Source organism: Candidatus Paralachnospira sp. LCP21S3_A2 (assembly GCF_052118925.1).
Lineage (GTDB): Bacteria > Bacillota > Clostridia > Lachnospirales > Lachnospiraceae > Lientehia.
In genome coordinates this window covers 1-22,755 of sequence record NZ_JBQKGG010000018.1, presented here as the reverse complement: position 1 = coordinate 22,755, position 22,755 = coordinate 1, and the positions used below count along the sequence as shown (strand labels likewise).

The following is a 22,755-nucleotide window of genomic DNA, read 5'->3' as shown; positions in this document are numbered from 1 at the left end:
AGAAAAGGGTCAAATCATAGAAGTCTAGCAGAAAGCAGAATAAGGGACGAAAGCGGAAAGAGGAAACAGATATGCAGGAGAGCTGGAACAGACAGGTGGTGCTTGCCATCTCGACTATGAAGGAATTTGAGGCTTTTTTGGAAAGTGATTTTCCATGGGGCGTTCTGATGGAATTCCATATCGCACTTTTGCAGGACATGGTTCGTGCGGCTCATGCAAAGAAGAAAAAAGTTCTGTTCCATCTGGAGCTTCTGAGGGGGATTTCGGCAGATGAGGCCGGATGTGAGTTTGCGTGCCAGAGACTGGGAGCAGACGGGATCATTTCTACCAGACCGAAGGTGGTGGAGACGGCGAAGAAAAATAAAAAGCTGGCTGTGTTTCGTCTGTTTCTGATCGATTCCAGGTCGCTTTCCAGAGGAATCGCGCTTTGCAGGAGTCTGGAGCCGGATTATGTGGAGCTGCTTCCGGGAATTGCCTGTGGAATTCTGCCGGAGATCCAGAAACAGATCCGGATGCCGATCATGTGCGGCGGGCTTTTGCGGAGTGCAGAGCAGATCAAAGCGTGCTTTCAGGCGGGGGCCTGTGCCGTGACCATATCGGACCGGCAGGCCGCTTATACATACAGAAAAGAACAGCAGGAGGGGTAATATCATGGAGAAGTATATTTTAGCAATCGACCAGGGGACGACCAGCAGCAGGGCGATCCTGTTTGATAAAAAGCTGAAGCTGGTGGCAAGTGCCCAGCGGGAGTTTCCGCAGCATTTTCCGCAGGCAGGATGGGTGGAGCATGATGCCACGGACATCTGGCTCAGTGTGCAGGCGGTCATGACGGAGGTGCTGATGAATTCGGGGATCGGGCCGGAGCAGGTGGAGGCCATCGGGATCACCAATCAGCGGGAGACTGCGGTGGTCTGGGACCGGCATACAGGAATCCCGGTGTATCATGCCATTGTGTGGCAGTCCAGACAGACCGTGGATATCTGTGATGAGCTGCGGGCACAGGGAAGGGAGCAGATGATCCGTGAAAAGACGGGTCTGCTCATCGATCCGTATTTCTCCGGCACAAAGGTCAAATGGATCCTGGATCATGTAGAGGGTGCCAGGGAGCGGGCCGAGAAAGGAGATCTTCTGTTCGGCACGGTGGATACCTGGCTGGTATGGAATCTGTCCGGCGGGAAGGCCCATGTGACTGATTATTCCAATGCATCCAGAACGCTGCTGTATAATATCTATGATCTGAAATGGGATGATGAGCTTTTGGCTATGCTGGACATTCCGAAATCCATGCTGCCGGAGGTATGTCCCTCGTCCTGTATTTATACCAAAACGGCTCCGACCTTGTTTTTTAACTGCGAGGTTCCCATTGCCGGAATCGCCGGGGATCAGCAGGCGGCACTGTTCGGACATGCCTGCTTTGAGCCGGGCATGGCTAAAAATACATATGGAACGGGCTGTTTCATGCTTATGAATACCGGAGAGACTCCGATTCGTTCGGAGCATGGTATGCTGACAACCATCGCCTGGGGTGCATCCGGAAAGGTGGAATATGCCCTGGAGGGAAGCATTTTTGTGGCGGGAAGTGCGATCCAGTGGCTCCGCGATGGACTGGAAATGATCCATACGGCGCCGGAAAGTGAAGAGGTGGCTGCCATGGCCGAGGATAATGGCGGGGTCTATGTGGTTCCTGCCTTTGTGGGACTGGGAGCGCCTTACTGGGAGGATCGGGCCAGAGGTGCAGTGTTCGGGCTGACAAGAGGGACAACGAAAGCACATTTTGTGCGGGCAACGCTGGAGTCCCTGGCATATCAGACAAAAGATATCATTGATGCCATGTCGGAGGACAGTGGCATAGAATTGAAGGATCTGAAGGTGGATGGCGGAGCTGTGTCAAACAACCTGCTCATGCAGTTTCAGAGCGATCTGTTAAATGTTCCGGTGGAGCGGCCGGTACTGAATGAAATTACAGCTCTCGGGGCAGCATGTCTGGCGGGACTGGCGGTCGGTTTCTGGGACGATAAGGACGAGGTGGCGAAAAATTATCAGGCTGACCGGATCTTTACGCCGCAGATTACGGAAGAAAAACGGAAAAAGCTGTATGCCGGGTGGAAAGAGGCAGTACATGCCACCTGCTGTTTCCATCCGGATGCCCAGTAAGATGACCGGTAAGACCAATTTCAGGAAAAATCGTCGAAATGCTTGACATTGGGAAAAAGACATGATATAACTTTCAATCGTTGTATAGAAACTTTCCAGGATCTTTCGGGGGGACTCCTGTAAAGCAGAAAAAAGCACAAGTGTTTTTGGAAAAGGATGGTTGAAATGGTCAAGAGGCAGATTAGAATTTCTAAAGTGGAAGAGGCAAAGGAACTGGTTTCCGCTGCCAGCGCATGTAATTTTGATATTGATATGTATTATAATCGGATGGTTGTTGATGCAAAATCGATTCTGGGTGTTATGAGCCTTGATTTTACACAGCCGATCACGGTAGAATACCGCGGGCAGAATTCTGCTTTTGAGCATGTACTGAACCGGTTTTCCTGTTAAGGATACAAGATCGCTATATGGAAAACGGAAGCACGGGCTGTCTCTGTGGGAGGCAGCCCTTTGTATTTTTGCGGTAAAGAAACGTCCGGGAAAGATCTGTGGCCTGTAAACGAAAGGTGACTGTGAATCAGATCCGGAGAGGGGAGGGAAGGCCGTGGCAAAATTAGAGGAAAACCGAATACGGATTTCGGTGAGAAATCTGGTGGAATTTCTTCTGCGGGACGGTGATATCGACAGCCGCAGAAGGGGAAAGCGGGAACTGGAAGCCATGGCGGCCGGAGCCAGGATCCACAGGAAGATTCAGCGTTCCATGGGGAGCGGTTACCGTGCAGAGGTCCCCTTAAAGGCGGAGTTTGTCCTGGACGAGATCGTTCTGTCCCTGGAGGGGCGCGCCGACGGACTGTTCCATGCGGAAAAGCTTCCGGCAGTGGACGAGATCAAAGGCGTCTACTGGGATTTAAGCCGGCTGGAGGAGCCTCTTGCGGTTCACCGTGCGCAGGCCGTCTGTTATGCCTATATGGCGCTGGAAGGCGGGGCGTTTCAGACAGAAGAGCAGGATGCGCCGGGGACGGATTCTGTGATCATTCAGATCACCTACTGCCAGATGGAGACGGAGGAGCTCCGGCGGTTCCGAGAGGTGCTGTCGGCGGAGGAGATCAGAAGCTATGTCCGCGGTCTGGCAGAACAGTACGGTATGTGGGCACGATTTCTGTATCAGCACCGCATGGAGCGTAATGCATCGATCCGTGATCTGGAATTTCCCTTTGAATACCGGCCCGGCCAGCGGGATCTGGCGGTGACGGCGTACCGGGCCATGGAGAAAAAGAAAACCCTGTTTATTCAGGCACCCACCGGCATCGGAAAGACCATGGCGGTGCTGTTTCCGGCGGTGAAGGCAGTGGGAGAAGGGCTGGAAGAGAAGATCTTTTATCTGACGGCCAAGACCATTACAAGAACGGTGGCGGAGGAGGGTATGGAGACGCTGCGGGCGCATGGACTGCGGGCATCCGCCATCACGCTGACGGCAAAGGAAAAGCTCTGCCCCATGGCCGGTGAGGATCAGAAGCCGGAGTGCAATCCGGAGGCCTGCTCCTATGCCAGGGGTCATTTTTCCAGAGTCAATGAAGCGGTCTTTGATTATATCCATACACACCAGTCAGCCGGCAGGGAGGAGATCCTTGCGTGGGCAAAACAGTATCATGTCTGTCCATATGAGTTTTCCCTGGATTTAAGCGACTGGGTCGATGTGGTGATCTGTGATTATAATTACGTGTTTGATCCCAATGTCCAGCTGAAGCGGTATTTTGCCGACGGAAATGACGGAAGCTATCTGTTTCTGGTAGACGAGGCGCATAACCTGCCGGACCGGGCCAGAGAGATGTACAGTGCGTCCCTTTACAAAGAGGATTTTCTGGCGGTCCGCCTGCTGGTGAAGCCGTACAGCCCGGCACTGGAACGGAAGCTTTCCCGCTGCAACCGGCTGTTACTGGAGATGAAGCGGGAGAGTGACGGGCCCATGGAACGGGAGAATCTGGGAACCTTTGCGATTGCGCTGGCAGCGGCCTTCAGCGAGATGGAGAAGTTTCAGGAGGAGTTTCGTGTCATGGACGGAAACGAGACTTTCGGAAATCTGTATCTGTCGATCCGGCACTTTTTAACGATGTATGACCGGTGGGATGATTCCTATAAGCTTTATACGGAGCCGGTCAGCCGTGATTCCTTTCTTCTGCGTCTGTTATGTGTCAACCCGGCGGCCAATCTGGGGCTCTGTCTCCAGAAGGGAGAGAGTACGGTATTCTTTTCTGCAACGCTGCTTCCGGTGAATTACTATAAGGAGCTGCTGTGCGGAAATCAGAACGAGTATGCGGTCTATGTTCCGTCGCCGTTTGCGCAGGAGAAACGGTTTCTGGCTGTGGGCCGGGATGTGAGCAGCCGCTACAGACGGCGGAACCGACGGGAATATGAGCGGATCGCGGATTATATCCTGACGGCGTCTGGGATTCACAAGGGCAATTATCTGGTATTTTTCCCGTCCTACGCGTATCTGGAGGAGGTTTATCAGGTGCTGAAGGAGCGGGAGCCGGAGGCAGATCTCTTTGTTCAGTCGTCTCATATGCGGGAGGCAGAGAGAGAAACGTTTCTGGGGGCATTTTCAGAGAACCGGGAGCAGAGCCTCATCGGACTTTGTGTCATGGGCGGGATCTTTTCCGAGGGGATCGATCTGACCGGTGAAAAGCTTATCGGTGTGATGGTGGTGGGAACGGGACTTTCCCAGATCTGTACAGAGCGGGAAATGCTTCGTGGCTGGTATGAAGCCCATGGAAAGGACGGATTTGCCTATGCCTACCGTTATCCCGGAATGAACCGTGTCCTTCAGGCTGCCGGCCGCGTGATCCGCACCGATACCGACGAGGGCGTGATCCTTCTTCTGGATGACCGTTTTCTCACCGATGAATACCGCGGGCTGTTTCCAAGGGAATGGTCCGACTGCCAGGTGATCGAGTATGAAGGACTGGAGGAAGCGGTGGGAACGTTCTGGAAGAATCGTGAAATTTATTTACAAATTCCCACGAACATGGTATGATAGACAAGTGTCCGGGGGATGAAGCCAACGGATCAAAACCGAACAGGAAAGGAGAAGTAACTATGAAGGTCAAGAATATCACAGATGTTGAAAAGTTTTTCAAGGTGATTGATGAATGCAAGGGAAAAGTGGAGCTGGTAACCGATGAGGGAGACAGACTGAACCTGAAATCCAAGCTGACCCAGTATGTAGCGCTTTCTGGCGTATTCAAGGACAACACCATCGGTGAGATGGAGTTGATCGCACATGAGCCCGAGGATGTACAGAAACTCGTAATGTTCATGTACGACGGAGAAGCCTAAGGAAGGCTTCTTCCATTTGGGAGAGAATAGGATCCTGAAAAGGATTGGAAATAGAAGAGTGAGGACGCTCGGGAAGCTGGGCGTCCTGTTTTGATGTGAGCAAAGTGCAGGGGAGGGCAATCTCTGTAATGGGCTTTTCTGACATCAGGGCAGAATGAGAAACGGCGGTGAATGAGATGGTGGAGACAGTAGCGAGTGTGAAGCTTCCGGTGGATGAGAGCCTGGAATTAAAGCGGAACCGGCTGTGCGGAGACGAAAACGGAAAGCGTCTGTGTATTGTGACGGGAATCCACGGAAATGAGCTGGAGGGCCAGTATGTCTGCTATGAGCTGGCGCGCAGGATCGAGGCGGATAAGAAGCATTTAAAGGGGATCGTGGATCTTTATCCGGCGGTGAACCCGCTGGGGATCAATTCGGTTTCCAGGGAGATCCCCATCTCGGATCTGGACATGAACCGGCTGTTTCCGGGGGCATCGGACGGCTCTATGGCGGAATATCTGGCGGCACAGGTGGTCGATGATATTCTCGGCGCGGATCTCTGTCTGGATCTTCATTCCAGCAATGTGTTTCTCCGGGAGGTGCCCCAGGTACGGATCCATCCGGAGAATGAAGAAGCGCTGCTCCCCATGGCAAAGCTTTTAAACATGGATTATATCTGGATCAGTGCAGCCACCACAGTGACGGAGGCGAGCCTGGTCTACAGCTTAAATAAAGGCGGGATCCCGGCGCTGGCAGTGGAGATGGGAACCGGTCTGCGGATCAGCATGGAGTACGGAAACCAGCTGGTGGACGGGATCTTCCGTCTCATGAAGGAACTGGGGATCTGGGACGGAGCGGTTTCGCCGGTGCGGACGCCGATCCTGTCTACAGAGGGACGGACTGCGACACTGCGGGCGTCCAGAGAGGGCATTTTTCTGCCGGAGGCCTCCCACTGGAAGACCATTCAGAAGGGGCAGCCAGTTGGACGCATTGTAAGCCCGCTGGACGGAACGGAGCAGGAAGTGGTGCGCGCACCTTTTACGGGGCTTATTTTCACCATGCGGGAGTACCCGGTGGTGACAGACGGTTCTCTGATTGCCAGGATCTTTGGAGGTGTGGTGCGATGAAAAAAGAGGTCCTGTATTCGTTCCGGGCGCTGTACCGGGACCAGATGAATATTTACGGATATCGGTTCGGAAAGGGTGAAAAGGCGGCCTGCATTGTCGGCGCCCTCCGGGGCAATGAGGTGCAGCAGATGTATATCTGTTCTCAGCTTGTGCGGGCTCTTTCGGAGCTGGAGGAGCATGGCGCCATCGCGGCAGGAAAGGAAATCCTGGTGGTGCCGTCGGTGAACCATTATTCCATGAATGTAGGAAAGCGTTTCTGGACGGTGGATCAGACGGATATTAACCGGCGCTTCCCCGGCTATGAAAACGGGGAGCCAACCCAGCGGATCGCTGATGGACTGTTTCGGGAGATCCGGGAGTACAGCTACGGGATTCAGTTTACCAGCTTTTACATGGATGGAGATTTTGTGCCTCATGTGCGTATGATGGAGACAGGCTATCAGAATCCCAGTCTGGCGAACCTGTTCGGCCTGCCGTATGTGATGGTGCGAAAGCCCAATGCATTAGATACCTCCACCCTGAATTATCACTGGCAGATGTGGGATACCAGCGCATTTTCCATCTATGCCAACGGAACGGATCAGGTAGATGAAGTGTCTGCCCAGCGGGCAGTGTCGGCCGTTCTGCGATTCCTGACCCGCATGGGGATCCTGCGCTATAACAGCAGCGGCGGATATATTGCGACCGTCCTGTACGAACAGGATCTGATGTCTGTCCGCAGTGATGCGGCAGGGATCTACCGGCGGTTTCAGAATCCCGGAGATGAGGTACGGCGGGGGGATCTTCTGGGAGAGGTGCTGCATTCTCAGGAAGGAACGGTGCTCAGCAGGATCCAGTCACCTACGGACGGAATCCTGTTTTTTGCCCACGGAGCTTCGCTGGTTTCTGAAAGCCAGGTATTATTTAAGATTATCCGCAGGCTGCATCTGTAGGACAGAAACAGTTGTTTGAATGTGACAGACAAAACTGCTTGCAAATTCCGGAACTTTATGCTATGGTGTTCTATGTCGGCTAAAACCGACACTCTGGAGAGTTCCTGCACAGGATTGTGCCAGGACGCCGAAGGTGTAAAGCAGAAACGGAAGGGGCACCGGTTCTGTATATCTCTCAGGCAAAAGGACAGGGCAATAAGGCAATGTTCTACTCTTTAGAGGGCTGATGACTATCAGCTCTTTTTGTTTTGGAAAAGGAAAGGGATACGGAGCAGGATTCCGGATCACCGAAAAACAAAGAATGTGAGGAGAATAGGAATGTTGAACAAGGCAAATGATTTTTTGTGGAATGTACTGCTGATCGTACTTCTCTGTGGTACAGGGATTTACTTTACGATCCGGCTCAAGTTTATCCAGGTGAGAAAGTTCCGGGAGGGCTGGCACCTGGTGTTTGGAAGCATGGGACACAAGCATGAACGAAAAGAAGGGGAAATGACACCGTTCCAGTCCATGGCAACTGCCATTGCGGCACAGGTCGGAACCGGAAATCTGGCCGGTGCGGCAACTGCACTTCTGGGCGGCGGACCGGGTGCCATTTTCTGGATGTGGCTGTCGGCATTTTTCGGCATGGGTACCATCTATGCGGAGGCGACACTGGCCCAGAAGTATAAAACTACCGTGGACGGTGAAGTGACCGGCGGCCCCATTTACTACATAAAAGCAGCGTTTAAGGGAACCTTTGGAAAGATCCTGGCGGGACTGTTTGCTGTATTTATTATCCTGGCCCTTGGATTTATGGGAAATATGGTACAGTCTAATTCCATCGGAGCAGCGTTTTCAGAGGTCTTCACCTCCAGAAATATCAATGTACCGCCGGTGGCAGTGGGCATTGTTCTGGCAGTGATCGCCGGTGTGATCTTTTTAGGCGGAACAAACCGTCTTGCTGCTGTTGTGGAAAAGATCGTGCCGTTCATGGCCGGAATCTATATTATCGGAAGTCTGGTGCTGATTTTATCCAACGCAGCTAAGATTCCCGATGCGTTCCGTATGATCTTTGAGGGTGCCTTCAGCCCCAAGGCAGTTCTGGGCGCCGGCGCCGGCATCACGGTGCGGGAGGCGATCCGGTTTGGTGTGGCAAGAGGCCTGTTCTCCAATGAAGCAGGTATGGGTTCCACTCCTCATGCACACGCAAGGGCGGCAGCAAAGAACCCTCATGAGCAGGGACTTCGTGCTATGATCAGTGTTTTCATTGATACCTTTATTATTCTGAATCTGACCGTGTTTTCGATTCTGACCTCCGGTGTGCTGGAGTGCGGAAAAAAGGGAACGGCATTGACCCAGGCGGCGTTTACCACACGGTTTGGTGGATTCGGTGATATTTTTGTAGCAATCTGTCTTCTGTTTTTCGCTTTTTCCACGATCCTGGGCTGGCATTTCTTTGGCAAGATCAATGTTCAGTACCTGTTCGGAAAGAAAGCAGTTGCGGTGTATTCCGTACTGGTTCTGGCATTCATTATTGTGGGCTCTACCCTGAAGGTGGATCTGGTATGGACCCTGTCCGATTTCTTTAACGGACTGATGGTAATCCCCAACGTACTGGCACTTCTGGTGCTGAGCGGAGCGGTTGTAGGAATGTGTAAGAAATATTCCGGCAAAAAGCAGACGGAAAAAGAATAATCCGGATAACATGATCTGAGGGTGTGGCTCATACTGAGCCACACCCTCGTTTTTTTGTGCGTCTATTTCCGTCAGCCGCAGCCGGTTTCCTTTTTGTCAAAGGCCGGATTAAAGGCATAGAAGTTTTTCGCGTTGAGATGATCCTGAACGATCCGCAGGGTTTCGCCGAACCGCTGGAAGTGGACGATCTCCCGCTGACGAAGGAAGCGGATCGGATCGCAGACCTCGGGATCCTTTACCAGACGGAGAATGTTGTCGTAGGTTAAGCGGGCCTTCTGTTCCGCCGCCATGGATTCGTAAAGGTCGGCGATGGGATCGCCGGTGGACTGGAATTCTGCTGCGGAGAATGGAGCACCGCCTGCTGCCTGAGGCCAGATCCCGGCGGTGTGATCCACATAATAAGGAGCGAAGCCCTGTTCCTCCAGCTGTTCGGCGGTGAGACCGCGGGTGAGCTGATGGACGATGGAGGCTACGATCTCCAGATGTCCCAGCTCCTCGGTAGCGATATCGGTGAGCACCGCCTTGCCCTCTTTATAGGGCATGGCATAGCGCTGGGAAAGGTAACGCATGGCGGCACCGGATTCTCCGTCCGGGCCGCCGTATCACGGTACCAGAGAAAGCCCGAAAAACCCTTATTTTATGCGGGTTCCCGGACTTTTTTGCTAGGAAGTGACAACAATGTAAAAGCGCAGTGTCTCTGTCTTGGGATCATAGACGATCCGGTCAAATAAAGAGCGCATAAGATTGCCTTTTGTGACCTGATCGACCTCTTCAGATGCCACCATATCATACACCGTATGGATCCGGGAAAGGATTTCTTCCTTTCCTGGCTTCTTTGATTCTGTATCCGTTCCGGATTCTTTTTCAATCGCTTCTTCCAGGCGCTTCCGGTCCTTCTGTAACCGGAGCTTATTATTCTTATATTCCTCCAGAGTGTCAATCCCATTTTCATAAGCCAGCCGGATCCGTTCTTCTTTGGTGGCAATCCGCGCCAGCTCCGACTGCAGTTCGGCCAGCCGGCTGATGGTCTTCGGTGCCGCCGGCGGCCGGTACTCATATTCAAAGTCCTTTCCGGCCAGCAGCTCTTCCAGCCCGTGCAGGATGGCAGCAGTCAACACACGGTCGAAGATATGGCAGGAGCCGCGGTGGAACCCTTTGGCATATTTCCAGCAGTTCCAGCTTTTCTTCCCTGCGCTGTAGGTTAATGATGCGCCGCAGATGGGACAGCGCACCAGACCGGACAGCCAGTGACGGCATGCTGACACGCTACGCGCCTTGTAGACGCACTTTTCAGAGTCCAGACGGGATTTTGCACGATTGAACAGTTCCGGGGCAATGATGGGGCAATGAGCGCCATCAGCAATGATGATTTCATCGTCCGGGTTATCCTGGTAAGCGGAATGAGGTGCCCGGTTCCATCGGATTTTTCCAACATAAAACGGATTCCGGAGGATGTATTCGACGGTACGCTTTTCAAACAGGTTGCCGCGCTTGGTCTTTCGTCCCATGTCATTGAGACGCCTTGCGATGGTGGTGCGGTCAACGCCGCGGACATATTCCTGGTAGATGTACCGGATCGTTTCCGCTTCGTCCTCCAGCACGGTCGGCACGGTTCCGGGGCCGTTGTACTGATAGCCGAGTGGCGTGGTTGCCTGGTAGCCGCCGCGTCTTGCCTTTTCCGTCATGCCTCTCATAACTTCGCCTGCCAGCCGGATCGAGTAGTATTCGTCCATCCATTCGATGATCCGCTCGATCAGAGAGCCGAACGGCCCTTCGATCAGCGGCTCACTGATACTGACCACATCAACATTACACTGCTTTTTCAGCAGCGACTTGTAGACGATGCTTTCCTCCTGATTCCGGGCAAACCGGGAGAACTTCCAGACCAGGATCACATCAATGGGGTGTTCCTCGGACTTGGCCGCCGCGATCATGCGCTGGAACTCCGGCCGCTTGTCGGCATGCCGTCCGGAAATTCCGTTCTCCGTATAGATGTAATCGGCGCTGATCACAATATCGTTCTTCTTGGCATATTCCAGCAGCAGTCGCCGCTGGGCATCCGGGGAAAGCTCTTCCTGCTTGTCGGTACTCACGCGCACATACAGCGCTCCGTTTTTCATATTGATCACCTCGTATATGTTATGCTTGGGGCAGCAGATTCAGGCCGCCGCCTGCAAAAGAGTACAAAAATAACAGCCAGCGAACTAATGTTCCGCTTGCGTGGCTGTTCCGGAGATGATACAATATTCCTGCGCTTAGTTGTGGGGTGTATCATCTTCGGATGGTATATCTTGGCCGGTTCCTGGTGGTGCAGGGGCCGGCTTTTTCTGTTTTAAATCAAGGTTTATTCGCTCATGAAATACTGGCAGCGGTTCCGGTAGTAATCCTGTTCCTGTTGGAAGAGAGAAACCATCTTTATGATGGATTTCGTTTCCCGGTATTCTTTTAAAGCTTCCAGATATTCAGGCCGGTGCACGTCCTCAATAATCAGCGGAGAAATATCATTCCGCAGACATTCGCGGAACAGAATCAGCCGGCCGGTTCTTCCGTTGCCATCTTGAAAAGGGTGGATATTTTCATAGCGGACATGGAACTCGGCCAGAACCTCCAAGGTTACATTTTGACCTTCATACCAGGAAAGGAGCAGATCCATTTCTTTCGGGACCTTACTCGGAAGCACGGTTTCATACATTCCGATAATGTTCGGACGTTTTTTATAGTCACCGATGGCGTAGCCGTTGGCCCGGTCTTCAAAGACCCCGCTTTTCAGTTCGTAGTGAAATTGTTTGATCAGATCCTGGCTGAGCGGCTGATCGAGCGTTTCCAGCATTTTATTGAACATCAGGAAGTGACCGTTCATTTCCTCCACATCTTTTGCCCGATAATAATCATCGGACTTGGGGAGTGTGCCGGTATCAAACAGGGAAGCGGTCTGTTCTTCGGTCAAAGTACTGCCTTCAATTTTGTTGGAATTGTAGGCCATCAGCCGCTGGGTAAAACCGTAGACGCCGGAGCGGTCACGCCGCTTCCATTCGATCTGAAAACGGTCCAGAAGAAACGGAATAAATGCAGTAGCAGCAGACATGTGAAAACCTCCTTTATGTGCAAATGTTATTTCTCATTATCGCAGGCAGCAGTCTAACCGTCTGGAGTCCCACACAGTTTATTTCATCATCTTCGCAACCGCCAGCGGCTCGAAGTGGTTCCATGGAATCCCCGTGGATCTGTAGCCCAAAGAACTCTCCGGTCTTTGCCAGCTCTTCCGGGATTTCTTCGGTATAAATCACATCTTCGATCATTTCCAGCGGGATCCCGGCAGCCACACGGCCATAAACGTTGATGGTGATGCCCGTGCGGGGAGAAGCATGGATTTGTAAATCAAACAGAATAATCATTTATGATATCGTAAAAGACGCTCTCAGGGAGTATTTCAATGTCTTGTCCTTTTAATTTAAGGGATTCAGCCTTTTTCTGTTTGGAACTTTTTCCGTCCTTAATGGTACTGCAGTAATCATTGTTGCCAAGAATAAGATAATTGGTTTTTTGAGTAACATTGTCGCCGTTGATTCCACCGACATCAGCGATTATCTGCATAGCCTCTTTCCGAGTCATTTTTTCCAGTTTCCCGGTAAATACACAGGTCTTTTGGTAAAAAGGATGCGATATATCAAAATCGGAAACCGAAGATGAAATATCAGATGCGCGCACTCCGTGAGAAGAAACAAGAACAGAGTGGGCAAACGCATCAAAAGTATGGTAAGTATGTACGATATCAGAAACCAAGGCATTGTAGCAGCCGAAAGCGAGCTGACAATCAGCAAGAGCGCGATGAAGGTCATTGACTTGGATATTGCAATAATCGGCAACATCAGAAAGGCGATGATGACGATGTTGTGGATACAAGCGGCGGGAAAGCCTCATGGTATCAACAAAATCATTAGAAAATGGACGATTAAAAATACGGACAGAATTATCATACAGGAAATTAATATCAAAATTAACATTATGGCCAATGACAATGTCGTCTCCAACAAAATCAAGAAATTGAGGGAATATTTCAAGGATTGGCGGAGCGGAATCAATCATATCCTGCGTTATTCCGGTTAAATCAGTGATAAAGTCATCAACATAGGCCTGATCATTAACCAGGGACGAGAACGTATCACAGATCTGATTGTTTTTGACTTTTATGGCAGCGAATTCAAGGATTGCGTCATAGTCTGGGGATAAGCCGGTGGTCTCAAGATCAATGACCGTATAAGCAGAAGGCGAAGCAATTAAACTAAGTCCCTTATCTGGGCGAGAAGAATTTTTCATAAGAACCTCCTTGGATTATTATTTGATCCGGAGTTTGATCAGCTCAGCAGGATAGCCAGTGGACCGATGAAAACTATCCACGGTAATACCGTCACAAGATGATAGCATATCATCGCTGATGAGCAAGTGGGCGGAAAAGGTATTAGCCTCGCGCTCAATCCGGCTAGTTGATAAGAGTGTTTTATTCCGAATGAAAGCACAATTTTCTTTTCGATGTAACAATGCGTGCCCCAATTCATGAGCAACAACAACCTTGAATATTGGGCTGTCGGTAGGAATATCTTCGTTAATGAAGATCCATCGTTTGCGTTTTAGAAGCATATAATTTCCTGCGATAGATCCCAATGGCACTATGGCAATGCGAATCCCGATATAGTTAGATATTACAACAGGGTCACGGCTTCCGGTCATTTTGGTGTAGTATCGAACAAGCCGTTTTATTTGGCTCATATTATTTCCCAAACAAATCACCTACTTCTTGTTTTTGGTGGGATTGTATTTCACTTTGTTCTCTTTTTTAGTCTCTCGTAACGCATATTCAATAGCATTTTGCAAAAGTCCGATTGAGGCTTGATCAATTTCCACTCCATTATAATATAAAGGCCCATTGTCACCGCTTTTTATTTCTCCCATAATACGGTCGAGATCTCTAGCTATGTCGCGATTATCTTTTGCGGTTAAATGATCATCGCTGTTGGCGCGAACATCACCAAAGTATTCAGCATTCACACCGAGGACACGTGCTATTTTGATAAGTACGTCAATATCTACCTTTTTGTTATTTCGCTGGATAATAGAATAGATAGTTGTAGGAGCAACGTCTATTTTTCGAGCAAGTTCGGTAACGGTCATTCCTCGCTCAGACAGCAAATCGTTTAACTTATTTCCAATACCTATACCCATACTGTTTTCCTCCTAAACCGAATATACCACGATTGCGTGTGTGAATCAACAAAAAATTACGCAAATGCAAAAAATATTGTTGACATATACGCAAATGAGTGGTAATTTATATACATGAACACGCAAATGCGTACTAAAAGGAGGGAGAAGATGAAATATTCCAATTTGAAAGCGGAGCTGGCACGAAAAGGAATCTCTATGGAAGATGTGTCTGGTCTCTTAGGGATTCATCGAAACAGCGTGTCAAATAAAATCAACGGTGATACACCGTTTACTGTGGAAGAGGCTTTTAAAATTCATGATAAGTATTTTCCTAAATTAAGCATGGATTATCTTTTTACGGCCGAAAATCACTGTTGATCGAATGATTGCTGGAGGACAGCAGGTAGGAGGAGAGAATGTGGTGAAAAAAGGCATTGTATACGTAAAGGAAACGTCACTGGTCAAGGTGAAAATCATCAAAGAGATGAACGGGGAGGGAAGCCCTCTGCGCACAGTGATCCAGTATTGGACAAAGGACGGACGGCTTGTGGCAGAGGGGTATGCGGATCAGACGGACGAACCGGAAAGAAACGATACGGCGTCCTGATAAGCAAGAAAAAAACGATGAGATGTGGAGACGGCTGCGGAAAGTGGAAGACATGGCAAGTCAGACAAAAACCGCCCAGATTGCCGGAATGGCAACGACAATAATTGCATTGTTTGTTTTGGCCGCGATGATATGGTGGAGGTGAAAAAATGGTAAGTAAAAAGTACAGAGAAGCAGAAAAAAATCCGCATTGGATAACAAAAACAGATGTAGGGATCGGAAAGATCCCGGAGACAGCCCCTAAAAAGAACGGATCGGCCGAAGAAAAGAAGGAACCGGTCCTCAAATGGGAACCGGCTCCGAGCTATAAAGAATTATCCGAGCAGTTTAAACGCATCAGTGAACTCAGCAATGAGGCAATGAAAAAAACAAAAGAAGCGAACAACATGACGAAGTGGGCGGAAATCCTGTCGATTTCCAGCACCGTTACGGCGGTAATCGTAATAATTATTACATGCTTAGCGATGTTCCTGGCTAAGTAAGATGAAAAGTCTGCAGGAAACTTAAGATAAGGGCAAGCACAGAAACAACCAGTGCGATAACAGACTCGGTAGTAGCAATCTTGGATGCCTTTTTGGCTTCATCTGATTGTTCCATGGCAATGGCGGCTTGCTTTTCGGCGGCATTGGCCTGTCGGCGTATATCTTCCCGGAATTGCTCATCGCGTAACCAGGCAGAGAGATATCCCTTCCCAAATTCTGTGATCTTTGGATCGCTGTATTTGGTATACGGAGTATCTCCGGAATAACCGACATCAGATATGTGGACATCAATTAGCCCATAAGAAGAAAGTTGGCTGATGGCCTCATCAGATCCGTGAGCATGCTCGGGATCGTTGGCCAAGAGTGTTAAAAGCTGCAAAGAATCATCACTTAATACGATAAGATCCATAAAAATCACCTCCAAGTATTTGCCTTTATTGTAACAAATCAAAAGGGAAAAACAAGAGCGAGGATTTTGTGGAGCAAAGCCGTAAAAAGTCAACAGAGACACAGGAACCAGATAGCAGATCACGGAATACCATACAGAGGGAGGTGCTGCGATGAAAGTAGTGCTGGTAATTGAAGACCGGAACAAGAATCCGGTGGAAATGACAGAAGAAGAACGGCAGCAGGTGCTGAAAGACATTGTAGACCGGGCAGTCGGTACAATCGGCTGGGTGCCGAGAGAACGAGCAAAGGCAAGAACAAAAGCATAGGCCCCGCGAGGGGAGATAAGGAGAACAAACAGTGAAGTTAGATCTGATCTATGTAATTTACGGATTTCTCGGTCTGATCTTGCTGATCGGCTGGATCCAGGAGGAGGTGAGGGCATGGCTAAAAAATCGGAAGCGGCGAAACAGAAAGGAGAAAGAGAATGGTTGAGATCAAGGAAGAATTTTACAAAGTGATGACACTGGAGACGGCGTACATCTATCATGAGGTGCTGGGAATTGATTTTGTGATCAACAACGGGGAGATCACAATGCCAGAAGACGATGAAAATGCCCCTCAGTAGCGGCAACTACATAAGGGGCAAAAGCAACTATACAACATCAGTATATCAAATCTGGGAGGATATGCAAATGGAAATCACGGAAACTGTAACAATCAGCCTGAAGAAATACGACCAGATCATGGAGGTCGTGAACCGGGCGAAGATCTTTGAGAAAGATCTAAACAGAAAATATAGAGATGTCTGCATGATCCGGAAGGAAGATGTGGCGGCAGCCCTTGGAATGACACTGGAGGAGGAAAACGGAGATGTCTATGAAGATTAACAAGCTGGAGATTGAGAACGTTAAGCGGATCAAGGCAGTCAAGATGGAGCCGACAGCCAACGGGCTGACGATCATCGGCGGCCGCAATAACCAGGGAAAGACCTCGGTGCTGGATTCCATCGCCTGGGCCCTTGGTGGAGAGGCGTTCCGCCCGTCCGCAGCTGTGCGCGAGGGATCAGTGATCCCGCCGAACCTGCGGGTGGTCATGAGTAATGGCTTAATCGTGGAGCGGAAAGGGAAGAACAGCACCTTAAAGGTCACGGATCCGTCCGGGCAGAAAGCAGGACAGCAGCTCCTGGACAGTTTCGTGGAAAAGCTGGCGCTGAATCTGCCGAAGTTTATGGAATGCAGCGGAAAAGAGAAAGCGCAGACGCTGCTTAAGATCATCGGCGTGGGAGACCAGCTGGAGCGGCTGGAAGCGCAGGAGAAGGAGCTGTATGACCGGCGGCGGACCATCGGCCAGATCGCGGATCAGAAGGAAAAGTATGCGAAGGAACAGTCGTATTATCCAGAAGCACCGAAGGAACTGGTATCTCCATCGGAGCTGATCCGACAGCAGCAGGAGATCCTGGCACGAAATGGAGAGAACCAGCGAAAGCGGGAAAAGAAGGCAGAGCTGGAAGCAAAGAAGGCCATGCTGGAGACTAAGGTTGAAGACCTGAAACAGGAACTGGAACGTATGCGGGATCAACTGGGGGAAGTGGAGCAGGATCTTATGACTGCCAGCAAAGACGCGGTAGATCTCCGTGACGAATCCACCGCAGAACTGGAAGCGAGCCTCCAGAATATTGAGGAGACGAATCGGAAGGTACGGGCGAACCTTGATAAGGATAAGGCTGAGGACGATGCCAGAACCTACCGGGAGCAGTACAACAGCCTGACGGCGGAGATCACTAAAGTCCGGGACAGAAAAACGGAATTACTGAACACCGCAGAGCTTCCGCTTCCGGAGCTGTCGGTTAAAGACGGGGAACTGATCTATAAGGGGCAGCAGTGGGACAACATGTCCGGATCCGACCGGCTGAAAGTGGCCACTGCAATCGTGCGGAAGCTGAACCCGGAGTGCGGCTTTGTGCTGCTGGACAAGCTGGAACAGATGGATCTGGACAACCTGAAAGAGTTCGGGGCGTGGCTGGAGGCTGAGGGGCTTCAGGCAATTGCCACCAGGGTTAGTACCGGAGAAGAATGCAGCATTCTGATTGAGGACGGTTATGTGGTCGGCGCGGATCAGCCTGCAGAGGAGGCCACTCCGCAGCCGAAGAGCTGGCAGAAAGGAGTATTTTAATGGAGATCATCAGAGGGAGGATCCCGTGCGCTAAGAAGATTGTGATCTACGGACCGGAAGGCATCGGAAAGTCTACGTTTGCAAGCCGGTTTCCGGATCCGGTATTTATCGATACGGAAGGTAGCACGAACGCTATGGACGTAGCACGCTTTCCCAAGGCTACAAGCTGGCAGATGCTTTTAGAACAGGTGGATTATGCACGCCGTACACCGGGAGTCTGCAAGACGCTGGTTATTGATACCATCGACTGGGCGGAATCCATGTGCATCGATCACATCTGCAGCAAGCACCGCAAGAGCGGCATTGAGGATTTCGGGTATGGGAATGGCTACGTCTATGTAAAAGAAGAACTGGGGCGTTTCCTGAATAAGCTTTCTGAAGTCGTGGAGGCCGGCATCAATGTAGTACTGACGGCCCATGCGCAGATCCGAAAGTTTGAGCAGCCGGACGAGCTGGGCGCCTATGACCGGTGGGAGTTAAAGCTGGGGAAAAAGACCCAGTCCCAGACATCTCCGCTCATTAAAGAGTGGGCGGACATGTTACTCTTCGCCAATTATAAGACCTTTTCCGTTGCCGTGGACGACAAGGGGCAGAAGCGGAAAGCACAGGGCGGGGAACGGGTTATGTATACGACCCACCACGCCTGCTGGGACGCGAAAAACCGTTACGGCCTGCCCGATGAGGCACCGTTTGATTACAGTGTGATCGCGTCCATTATTGAGCAGGACCGGACAGAACGGCCTGCAACCGTATCGGAACCGGCACCGCAGGAAACGGTGGCCGCAGCGCCAAAGACACCTACGGAACCGCCTGCGGAAGCACCTGCACCGGTACAGCCCACACCGCCGCCTGCGCCTGAACCGAAAGCACCGGACCCGACACCGGACGGCCAGCAGATGAACCTGCCGCTTAATACCCAGGAGGTGGCAAGCAATATCGACCCGGGAATCCCGAAGTGCCTGCGGGATCTGATGCAGGCGTATGGCGTCGATGAGTGGGATATCCAGAACGTAGTCGAGGCCAAGGGATATGTACCGCAGGGCACACCAGTACGAGATTATGACACCGTGAATCCCGGTATTGTTGAAGGGCTTTTGGTGGCGTCCTGGGATCAGGTTTATGCAGCCATCAAGCAGATGAAAGAACAGGAATCCATACCGTTTAATTAGAGGAGGAATATGACATGCCAGTAGAAGGAAGAGAATTTGGATGGGACGACGAGATCCAGAGCGATGCGCAGGAGTTTATCCTGCTCCCGGAAGGGGATTATAATGCAGCTATCGAAAAGGTAGACCGCGGCAGATCCAAGGGAGAAGGAAAGCTCCCGCCCTGCAACATGGCGATCGTGTACTTTACCGTATACGGGGATCATGGCGAAGAAGTATCGCTCCGCGAGAACTATATCCTGCATGAAAGAATGGAGTGGAAGCTGTCGGAGTTGTTCCGCGGAACCGGTCTTAAAAAGGAGGGCGAAAAGATCCGCATGAACTGGGGAGCGCTTCCCGGAAAGACAGTAAGAGCCCATATCACCCAGGAACCGGGGCTTAAGGATCCGAGCAAGATGTTCAACCGGATCGAAAAGCTGTATCCGAAAGACGCAGCGAAGCCGGCCTTTACGCCGGGTAAATTCTGATGGAACTCAGGCCGTACCAGGAGGCTGCAAGAGCCGCGATTTTTGAGCAGTGGGCGAGCGGGATCTTAAAGACCCTGCTCGTTCTGCCTACGGGTTGCGGAAAGACCATTGTTTTCGCTAAGGTAGCGGAAGACTGCGTAGGTGAGGGAAAACGAGTCCTGATCCTGGCACACAGGGGAGAACTGCTTGATCAAGCGGCGGATAAGATCCGGAAAACAACCGGGCTCAGCTGTGCCCTGGAAAAAGCGGAAATCTCCTGCAAAGGTAGCTGGAGCCGTGTGGTCGTCGGATCCGTCCAGACCCTGATGCGGGACAAGCGTCTGAGAAGCTTCCCGGAGGATTACTTCGGAGCCATCATCATTGACGAAGCGCACCACTGCATTTCGGACAGCTATCAGCGTGTCCTGAAGCATTTCCCGGAGGCAAAAGTTCTTGGTGTGACCGCAACGCCGGACCGTGGCGATATGCGCAACCTTGGCTCCTATTTTGAATCGCTGGCCTATGAATACACGCTTCCAAAGGCAATCAAAGAGGGGTATCTGTCGCCGATCAAGGCGCTGACGATCCCGCTTAAGATCGATATGAGCGGTGTATCCGTACAGGCCGGGGATTTCAAGGCGGGCGATATCGGAACCACACTGGATCCGTATCTGGAGAGCATTGCGGTCGAGATGCAGAAGTATTGCCAAGAAAAGAAGACCGTGGTGTTCTTACCACTGGTTAAAACCAGCCAGAAGTTCCGGGATTTGCTAAACAGCCATGGATTTAAGGCAGCCGAGGTCAACGGCGAAAGCCCGGACAGGGCAGAGATCCTGAAAGACTTTGAATCCGGAACTTATAACGTGCTCTGCAACTCTATGCTTCTGACAGAAGGCTGGGACTGCCCATCGGTGGACTGTATCGTAGTGCTGCGGCCCACAAAGGTGCGCAGTCTGTACTGCCAGATGGTGGGACGCGGTACCAGGCTGTCGCCGGAGACCGGGAAGGATCACCTGCTATTGCTGGACTTTTTGTGGCACACGGAGCGCCATGAGCTTTGCCATCCGGCAAGCCTGATCTGCGAAAACGAGGAAGTAGCGCAGAAGATGACAGAGAATCTGGAGAAAGAAGCCGGCCTGGCGGTGGACATCGAAGAGGCAGAAAAGACGGCCTCGGAAGATGTGGTGGCGCAGAGGGAAGAAGCCCTGGCAAAACAGCTGGCAGAGATGAAGCGGCGGAAGAAAAAGCTGGTGGATCCCCTGCAGTTTGAGATGAGCATTCAGGCGGAAGACCTGTCTGGATATGTCCCGTCGTTTGGCTGGGAAATGGCGCCGCCATCGGAAAACCAGAAGAAAGCACTGGAGAAAATGGGGATCCTGCCGGATCAGATTGATAACGCCGGAAAGGCGGCGAAGATCCTGGACCGGCTGGACAGACGCAGAAATGAAGGGCTTACCACTCCGAAACAGATCCGTTTTTTAGAAAGCCGCGGGTTCCAGCATGTCGGTACCTGGCCGTTTGAGACAGCCAAGAACATGATCGACCGGATCGCGGCAAACGGCTGGAAGATCCCGAAAGGCGTCGTTCCGCAGGAATATAAAGGAGTATGAACATGGAACAGAAAACAAACCTGGCAGAGGTCTTAACCCATATCGATCCGTCCGTCCTGGATTACCAGGGCTGGGTCAATGTCGGGATGGCTCTGAAGCTGGAGGGCTATCCGGTCTCTGTCTGGGAGGACTGGAGCAGGCGCGACTTCGGGCGCTACCACACCGGGGAGTGCGAGAAGAAATGGAGGAGCTTTTCCGGCTCCTCTGCCCCGGTGACCGGCGGAACGATCGTGCAGATGGCTCTGGATCAGGGATGGGTGCCGGACAGGGGCCATGAGCTTGACTGGAATGACAGCATCCAGACGGACAGCGACCGCGTGGTTGTAAACCGGGAATGGATCGAGGAACAGGAGATTCAGGAGCCGGAGAAGTGGGAACCGGAAAAGCAGCTGATCACGTATCTGGAAACCCTGTTTGAAGCCGGGGAGAATGTCGGCTATGTGACGGAAAGCTGGGAGCGCACCGATGAAAAAGGGACGCGCTGGCTTCCGCAGCGGGGAAACTATGACCGGACAGCCGGACAGCTGATCGAGCAGTTAAACCAGTGCAAAGGTGACATCGGCGCCGTCCTGGGCGACTATAATCCGGAGGCAGGGGCATGGATCCGCTTCAACCCGTTAGACGGGAACGGCTGTAAGAATGTCAATGTGACGGAATACCGGTATGCGCTGGTGGAATCCGACCACATGGAAATCGGGAAACAGAACGCGATCCTGCGGGAGCTGGAGCTTCCCATTGCCTGCCTGGTATTCTCTGGGAAAAAGAGCCTGCATGCCATTGTGCGGGTGGATGCAGCGGACAGCACAGAATACCGCAAGCGTGTGGACTATCTGTATGAGGTCTGCCAGAAGAACGGCTTAGAGGTTGACACGCAGAACAAGAACCCGTCCAGGTTGTCCAGAATGCCCGGCGTTACACGAGAAGGAAAGAAGCAGTTCCTAGTGGATACCAACATTGGAAAGCAGTCCTGGAATGAGTGGTATGAATGGATAGAGGGCGTCAATGACGACCTGCCGGAACCGGAAGGCCTGGACAGTGTCTGGGACCATCTGCCGGAGCTGTCGCCCTGCCTGATCGATGGAGTGCTGCGGAAGGGCCATAAGATGCTGATCGCCGGGCCGTCCAAGGCGGGAAAATCGTTTCTACAGATCGAGCTGTGCATTGCCATCGCTGAGGGTAAGAAATGGCTCCAGTGGCACTGTGCGCAGGGCCGGGTGATGTATGTTAACCTGGAGCTTGACCGGGCGAGCTGCCTGCACCGATTTAAGGACGTTTATGAGGCGCTAAAGCTTCCGCCTAAAAGCCTGAAAAACATTGACATCTGGAACCTTCGAGGAAAATCGGTGCCCATGGATAAGCTGGCGCCGAAGCTGATTCTGAGAGCTGCGAAAAAGGACTACGTGGCCATTATCATTGACCCGATCTACAAAGTCATTACCGGAGACGAAAATAGCGCCGATCAGATGGCAAACTTCTGCAACCAGTTCGACAAGGTCTGCACGGAGCTAGGCTGTGCGGTGATCTACTGCCACCAC

The 22,755-nt window shown here is 51.5% G+C and carries 27 protein-coding genes, 1 pseudogene and 1 riboswitch; of the genes and pseudogenes, 20 read left to right on the top strand and 8 right to left on the bottom strand.

The genetic code is table 11. The features are described 5' to 3' along the window. Positions 1-71 precede the first annotated feature (71 nt). The 8 genes from ACTQ3K_RS11050 to ACTQ3K_RS11015 all read left to right on the top strand — a co-directional run bounded on the left by ACTQ3K_RS11050 (position 72) and on the right by ACTQ3K_RS11015 (position 9,145). The gene (locus tag ACTQ3K_RS11050) at positions 72-647 is read left to right on the top strand and encodes a glycerol-3-phosphate responsive antiterminator (protein WP_441567923.1); all 576 of its coding nucleotides are present in this window, start codon (positions 72-74) and stop codon (positions 645-647) included. 4 nt (positions 648-651) lie between these two features. Continuing rightward, positions 652-2,154: a glycerol kinase GlpK gene (gene glpK / locus ACTQ3K_RS11045; RefSeq protein WP_441567922.1), complete on the top strand. Its 1,503-nt coding sequence runs from the start codon at positions 652-654 to the stop codon at positions 2,152-2,154. 165 nt (positions 2,155-2,319) lie between these two features. Next, positions 2,320-2,544 carry an HPr family phosphocarrier protein gene (locus ACTQ3K_RS11040; protein ID WP_441567921.1) on the top strand — a complete coding sequence of 75 codons (225 nt, stop codon included), beginning with the start codon at positions 2,320-2,322 and terminating at the stop codon, positions 2,542-2,544. Between the two features lie 154 nt (positions 2,545-2,698). Beyond that, a complete protein-coding gene (locus ACTQ3K_RS11035; RefSeq protein ID WP_441567920.1) occupies positions 2,699-5,128 on the top strand; it encodes a helicase C-terminal domain-containing protein in 2,430 nt (809 codons plus the stop codon). A 62-nt stretch (positions 5,129-5,190) separates the two neighbouring features. Next, a complete protein-coding gene (locus ACTQ3K_RS11030) occupies positions 5,191-5,430 on the top strand; it encodes a polya polymerase (protein WP_441567919.1) in 240 nt (79 codons plus the stop codon). 176 nt (positions 5,431-5,606) lie between these two features. Further along, positions 5,607-6,536 carry a M14 family metallopeptidase gene (locus tag ACTQ3K_RS11025; protein ID WP_441567918.1) on the top strand — a complete coding sequence of 310 codons (930 nt, stop codon included), beginning with the start codon at positions 5,607-5,609 and terminating at the stop codon, positions 6,534-6,536. After that, positions 6,533-7,468 (top strand): M14 family metallopeptidase, encoded by a 936-nt coding sequence (locus tag ACTQ3K_RS11020; RefSeq protein WP_441567917.1) that lies wholly within the window; start codon positions 6,533-6,535, stop codon positions 7,466-7,468. Before ACTQ3K_RS11025 ends, ACTQ3K_RS11020 begins: the two co-directional genes overlap by 4 nt. An 83-nt stretch (positions 7,469-7,551) precedes the next feature. Beyond that, positions 7,552-7,669, top strand: a riboswitch (glycine riboswitch). 117 nt (positions 7,670-7,786) lie between these two features. Continuing rightward, on the top strand, positions 7,787-9,145 hold the full coding sequence (locus tag ACTQ3K_RS11015) for an alanine/glycine:cation symporter family protein (protein ID WP_441567916.1): 1,359 nt from the start codon (positions 7,787-7,789) through the stop codon (positions 9,143-9,145). Positions 9,146-9,216: 71 nt separating this feature from the next. Here the strand turns inward: ACTQ3K_RS11015 and ACTQ3K_RS11010 are convergent. From ACTQ3K_RS11010 to ACTQ3K_RS10980, 7 genes and pseudogenes are all read right to left on the bottom strand, one after another. After that, a pseudogene (locus ACTQ3K_RS11010) lies at positions 9,217-9,747 on the bottom strand (manganese catalase family protein); the annotation flags it as partial. 60 nt (positions 9,748-9,807) lie between these two features. Next, positions 9,808-11,265 (bottom strand): recombinase family protein, encoded by a 1,458-nt coding sequence (locus tag ACTQ3K_RS11005; RefSeq protein WP_441567915.1) that lies wholly within the window; start codon positions 11,263-11,265, stop codon positions 9,808-9,810. A 224-nt stretch (positions 11,266-11,489) separates the two neighbouring features. Continuing rightward, positions 11,490-12,230: a Fic family protein gene (locus tag ACTQ3K_RS11000; RefSeq protein ID WP_441567914.1), complete on the bottom strand. Its 741-nt coding sequence runs from the start codon at positions 12,228-12,230 to the stop codon at positions 11,490-11,492. A gap of 13 nt (positions 12,231-12,243) precedes the next feature. Beyond that, positions 12,244-12,540: a LexA family protein gene (locus ACTQ3K_RS10995; protein ID WP_441567913.1), complete on the bottom strand. Its 297-nt coding sequence runs from the start codon at positions 12,538-12,540 to the stop codon at positions 12,244-12,246. After that, a complete protein-coding gene (locus tag ACTQ3K_RS10990) occupies positions 12,524-13,462 on the bottom strand; it encodes an exonuclease domain-containing protein (protein WP_441567912.1) in 939 nt (312 codons plus the stop codon). Before ACTQ3K_RS10990 ends, ACTQ3K_RS10995 begins: the two co-directional genes overlap by 17 nt. A gap of 18 nt (positions 13,463-13,480) precedes the next feature. Next, positions 13,481-13,924: an ImmA/IrrE family metallo-endopeptidase gene (locus ACTQ3K_RS10985; RefSeq protein ID WP_441567911.1), complete on the bottom strand. Its 444-nt coding sequence runs from the start codon at positions 13,922-13,924 to the stop codon at positions 13,481-13,483. 9 nt (positions 13,925-13,933) lie between these two features. Next, a complete protein-coding gene (locus ACTQ3K_RS10980; protein ID WP_441567910.1) occupies positions 13,934-14,365 on the bottom strand; it encodes a helix-turn-helix domain-containing protein in 432 nt (143 codons plus the stop codon). 150 nt (positions 14,366-14,515) lie between these two features. Between ACTQ3K_RS10980 and ACTQ3K_RS10975 the strand changes: the two genes are divergently transcribed. From ACTQ3K_RS10975 to ACTQ3K_RS10965, 3 genes are all read left to right on the top strand, one after another. After that, on the top strand, positions 14,516-14,725 hold the full coding sequence (locus tag ACTQ3K_RS10975) for a helix-turn-helix domain-containing protein (RefSeq protein WP_441567909.1): 210 nt from the start codon (positions 14,516-14,518) through the stop codon (positions 14,723-14,725). A gap of 43 nt (positions 14,726-14,768) precedes the next feature. Then, positions 14,769-14,954, top strand: coding sequence for a hypothetical protein (locus ACTQ3K_RS10970; RefSeq protein ID WP_441567908.1), 186 nt, complete (start codon positions 14,769-14,771; stop codon positions 14,952-14,954). Positions 14,955-15,103: 149 nt separating this feature from the next. Further along, positions 15,104-15,436 (top strand): hypothetical protein, encoded by a 333-nt coding sequence (locus ACTQ3K_RS10965; protein WP_441567907.1) that lies wholly within the window; start codon positions 15,104-15,106, stop codon positions 15,434-15,436. On the opposite strand, the gene ACTQ3K_RS10960 is transcribed toward ACTQ3K_RS10965, so the two are convergent. Further along, a complete protein-coding gene (locus tag ACTQ3K_RS10960; RefSeq protein ID WP_441567906.1) occupies positions 15,429-15,845 on the bottom strand; it encodes a hypothetical protein in 417 nt (138 codons plus the stop codon). The genes ACTQ3K_RS10965 and ACTQ3K_RS10960 overlap by 8 nt on opposite strands. A gap of 151 nt (positions 15,846-15,996) precedes the next feature. On the opposite strand from ACTQ3K_RS10960, the gene ACTQ3K_RS10955 reads away from it, so the two are divergent. The 9 genes from ACTQ3K_RS10955 to ACTQ3K_RS10915 form a co-directional block, all read left to right on the top strand. Next, complete coding sequence (locus tag ACTQ3K_RS10955) at positions 15,997-16,152, top strand: hypothetical protein (protein ID WP_441567905.1); 156 nt, start codon at positions 15,997-15,999, stop codon at positions 16,150-16,152. 31 nt (positions 16,153-16,183) lie between these two features. Continuing rightward, positions 16,184-16,318 (top strand): hypothetical protein, encoded by a 135-nt coding sequence (locus ACTQ3K_RS10950; protein WP_441567904.1) that lies wholly within the window; start codon positions 16,184-16,186, stop codon positions 16,316-16,318. Then, complete coding sequence (locus ACTQ3K_RS10945) at positions 16,311-16,451, top strand: hypothetical protein (protein WP_441567903.1); 141 nt, start codon at positions 16,311-16,313, stop codon at positions 16,449-16,451. Before ACTQ3K_RS10950 ends, ACTQ3K_RS10945 begins: the two co-directional genes overlap by 8 nt. A gap of 67 nt (positions 16,452-16,518) precedes the next feature. Then, positions 16,519-16,713 carry a hypothetical protein gene (locus ACTQ3K_RS10940; protein WP_441567902.1) on the top strand — a complete coding sequence of 65 codons (195 nt, stop codon included), beginning with the start codon at positions 16,519-16,521 and terminating at the stop codon, positions 16,711-16,713. Then, complete coding sequence (locus ACTQ3K_RS10935) at positions 16,697-17,998, top strand: chromosome segregation protein SMC (RefSeq protein WP_441567901.1); 1,302 nt, start codon at positions 16,697-16,699, stop codon at positions 17,996-17,998. The genes ACTQ3K_RS10940 and ACTQ3K_RS10935 overlap by 17 nt, the downstream gene beginning before the upstream one ends. After that, on the top strand, positions 17,998-19,167 hold the full coding sequence (locus tag ACTQ3K_RS10930) for an ATP-binding protein (protein WP_441567900.1): 1,170 nt from the start codon (positions 17,998-18,000) through the stop codon (positions 19,165-19,167). The genes ACTQ3K_RS10935 and ACTQ3K_RS10930 overlap by 1 nt, the downstream gene beginning before the upstream one ends. Before the next feature lie 14 nt (positions 19,168-19,181). Beyond that, positions 19,182-19,631 (top strand): hypothetical protein, encoded by a 450-nt coding sequence (locus ACTQ3K_RS10925; protein ID WP_441567899.1) that lies wholly within the window; start codon positions 19,182-19,184, stop codon positions 19,629-19,631. After that, on the top strand, positions 19,631-21,220 hold the full coding sequence (locus ACTQ3K_RS10920; RefSeq protein ID WP_441567898.1) for a DEAD/DEAH box helicase: 1,590 nt from the start codon (positions 19,631-19,633) through the stop codon (positions 21,218-21,220). The genes ACTQ3K_RS10925 and ACTQ3K_RS10920 overlap by 1 nt, the downstream gene beginning before the upstream one ends. A gap of 2 nt (positions 21,221-21,222) precedes the next feature. Next, a partial coding sequence (locus tag ACTQ3K_RS10915) for an AAA family ATPase (RefSeq protein ID WP_441567897.1) occupies positions 21,223-22,755 on the top strand: 1,533 nt, incomplete at its 3' end.

What these genes read in the sequence shown, in the direction of transcription:
- ACTQ3K_RS11050 (WP_441567923.1), top strand. Translation starts at nt 72, where the DNA reads ATGCAGGAGAGCTGGAACAGACAGGTGGTGCTTGCCATCTCGACTATG.
- glpK (WP_441567922.1), top strand. Translation starts at nt 652, where the DNA reads ATGGAGAAGTATATTTTAGCAATCGACCAGGGGACGACCAGCAGCAGG.
- ACTQ3K_RS11040 (WP_441567921.1), top strand. Translation starts at nt 2,320, where the DNA reads ATGGTCAAGAGGCAGATTAGAATTTCTAAAGTGGAAGAGGCAAAGGAA.
- ACTQ3K_RS11030 (WP_441567919.1), top strand. Translation starts at nt 5,191, where the DNA reads ATGAAGGTCAAGAATATCACAGATGTTGAAAAGTTTTTCAAGGTGATT.
- ACTQ3K_RS11025 (WP_441567918.1), top strand. Translation starts at nt 5,607, where the DNA reads ATGGTGGAGACAGTAGCGAGTGTGAAGCTTCCGGTGGATGAGAGCCTG.
- ACTQ3K_RS11020 (WP_441567917.1), top strand. Translation starts at nt 6,533, where the DNA reads ATGAAAAAAGAGGTCCTGTATTCGTTCCGGGCGCTGTACCGGGACCAG.
- ACTQ3K_RS11015 (WP_441567916.1), top strand. Translation starts at nt 7,787, where the DNA reads ATGTTGAACAAGGCAAATGATTTTTTGTGGAATGTACTGCTGATCGTA.
- ACTQ3K_RS11005 (WP_441567915.1), bottom strand. Translation starts at nt 11,265, where the DNA reads ATGAAAAACGGAGCGCTGTATGTGCGCGTGAGTACCGACAAGCAGGAA.
- ACTQ3K_RS11000 (WP_441567914.1), bottom strand. Translation starts at nt 12,230, where the DNA reads ATGTCTGCTGCTACTGCATTTATTCCGTTTCTTCTGGACCGTTTTCAG.
- ACTQ3K_RS10995 (WP_441567913.1), bottom strand. Translation starts at nt 12,540, where the DNA reads ATGATTATTCTGTTTGATTTACAAATCCATGCTTCTCCCCGCACGGGC.
- ACTQ3K_RS10990 (WP_441567912.1), bottom strand. Translation starts at nt 13,462, where the DNA reads ATGAAAAATTCTTCTCGCCCAGATAAGGGACTTAGTTTAATTGCTTCG.
- ACTQ3K_RS10980 (WP_441567910.1), bottom strand. Translation starts at nt 14,365, where the DNA reads ATGGGTATAGGTATTGGAAATAAGTTAAACGATTTGCTGTCTGAGCGA.
- ACTQ3K_RS10975 (WP_441567909.1), top strand. Translation starts at nt 14,516, where the DNA reads ATGAAATATTCCAATTTGAAAGCGGAGCTGGCACGAAAAGGAATCTCT.
- ACTQ3K_RS10965 (WP_441567907.1), top strand. Translation starts at nt 15,104, where the DNA reads ATGGTAAGTAAAAAGTACAGAGAAGCAGAAAAAAATCCGCATTGGATA.
- ACTQ3K_RS10960 (WP_441567906.1), bottom strand. Translation starts at nt 15,845, where the DNA reads ATGGATCTTATCGTATTAAGTGATGATTCTTTGCAGCTTTTAACACTC.
- ACTQ3K_RS10955 (WP_441567905.1), top strand. Translation starts at nt 15,997, where the DNA reads ATGAAAGTAGTGCTGGTAATTGAAGACCGGAACAAGAATCCGGTGGAA.
- ACTQ3K_RS10945 (WP_441567903.1), top strand. Translation starts at nt 16,311, where the DNA reads ATGGTTGAGATCAAGGAAGAATTTTACAAAGTGATGACACTGGAGACG.
- ACTQ3K_RS10940 (WP_441567902.1), top strand. Translation starts at nt 16,519, where the DNA reads ATGGAAATCACGGAAACTGTAACAATCAGCCTGAAGAAATACGACCAG.
- ACTQ3K_RS10935 (WP_441567901.1), top strand. Translation starts at nt 16,697, where the DNA reads ATGTCTATGAAGATTAACAAGCTGGAGATTGAGAACGTTAAGCGGATC.
- ACTQ3K_RS10930 (WP_441567900.1), top strand. Translation starts at nt 17,998, where the DNA reads ATGGAGATCATCAGAGGGAGGATCCCGTGCGCTAAGAAGATTGTGATC.
- ACTQ3K_RS10925 (WP_441567899.1), top strand. Translation starts at nt 19,182, where the DNA reads ATGCCAGTAGAAGGAAGAGAATTTGGATGGGACGACGAGATCCAGAGC.
- ACTQ3K_RS10920 (WP_441567898.1), top strand. Translation starts at nt 19,631, where the DNA reads ATGGAACTCAGGCCGTACCAGGAGGCTGCAAGAGCCGCGATTTTTGAG.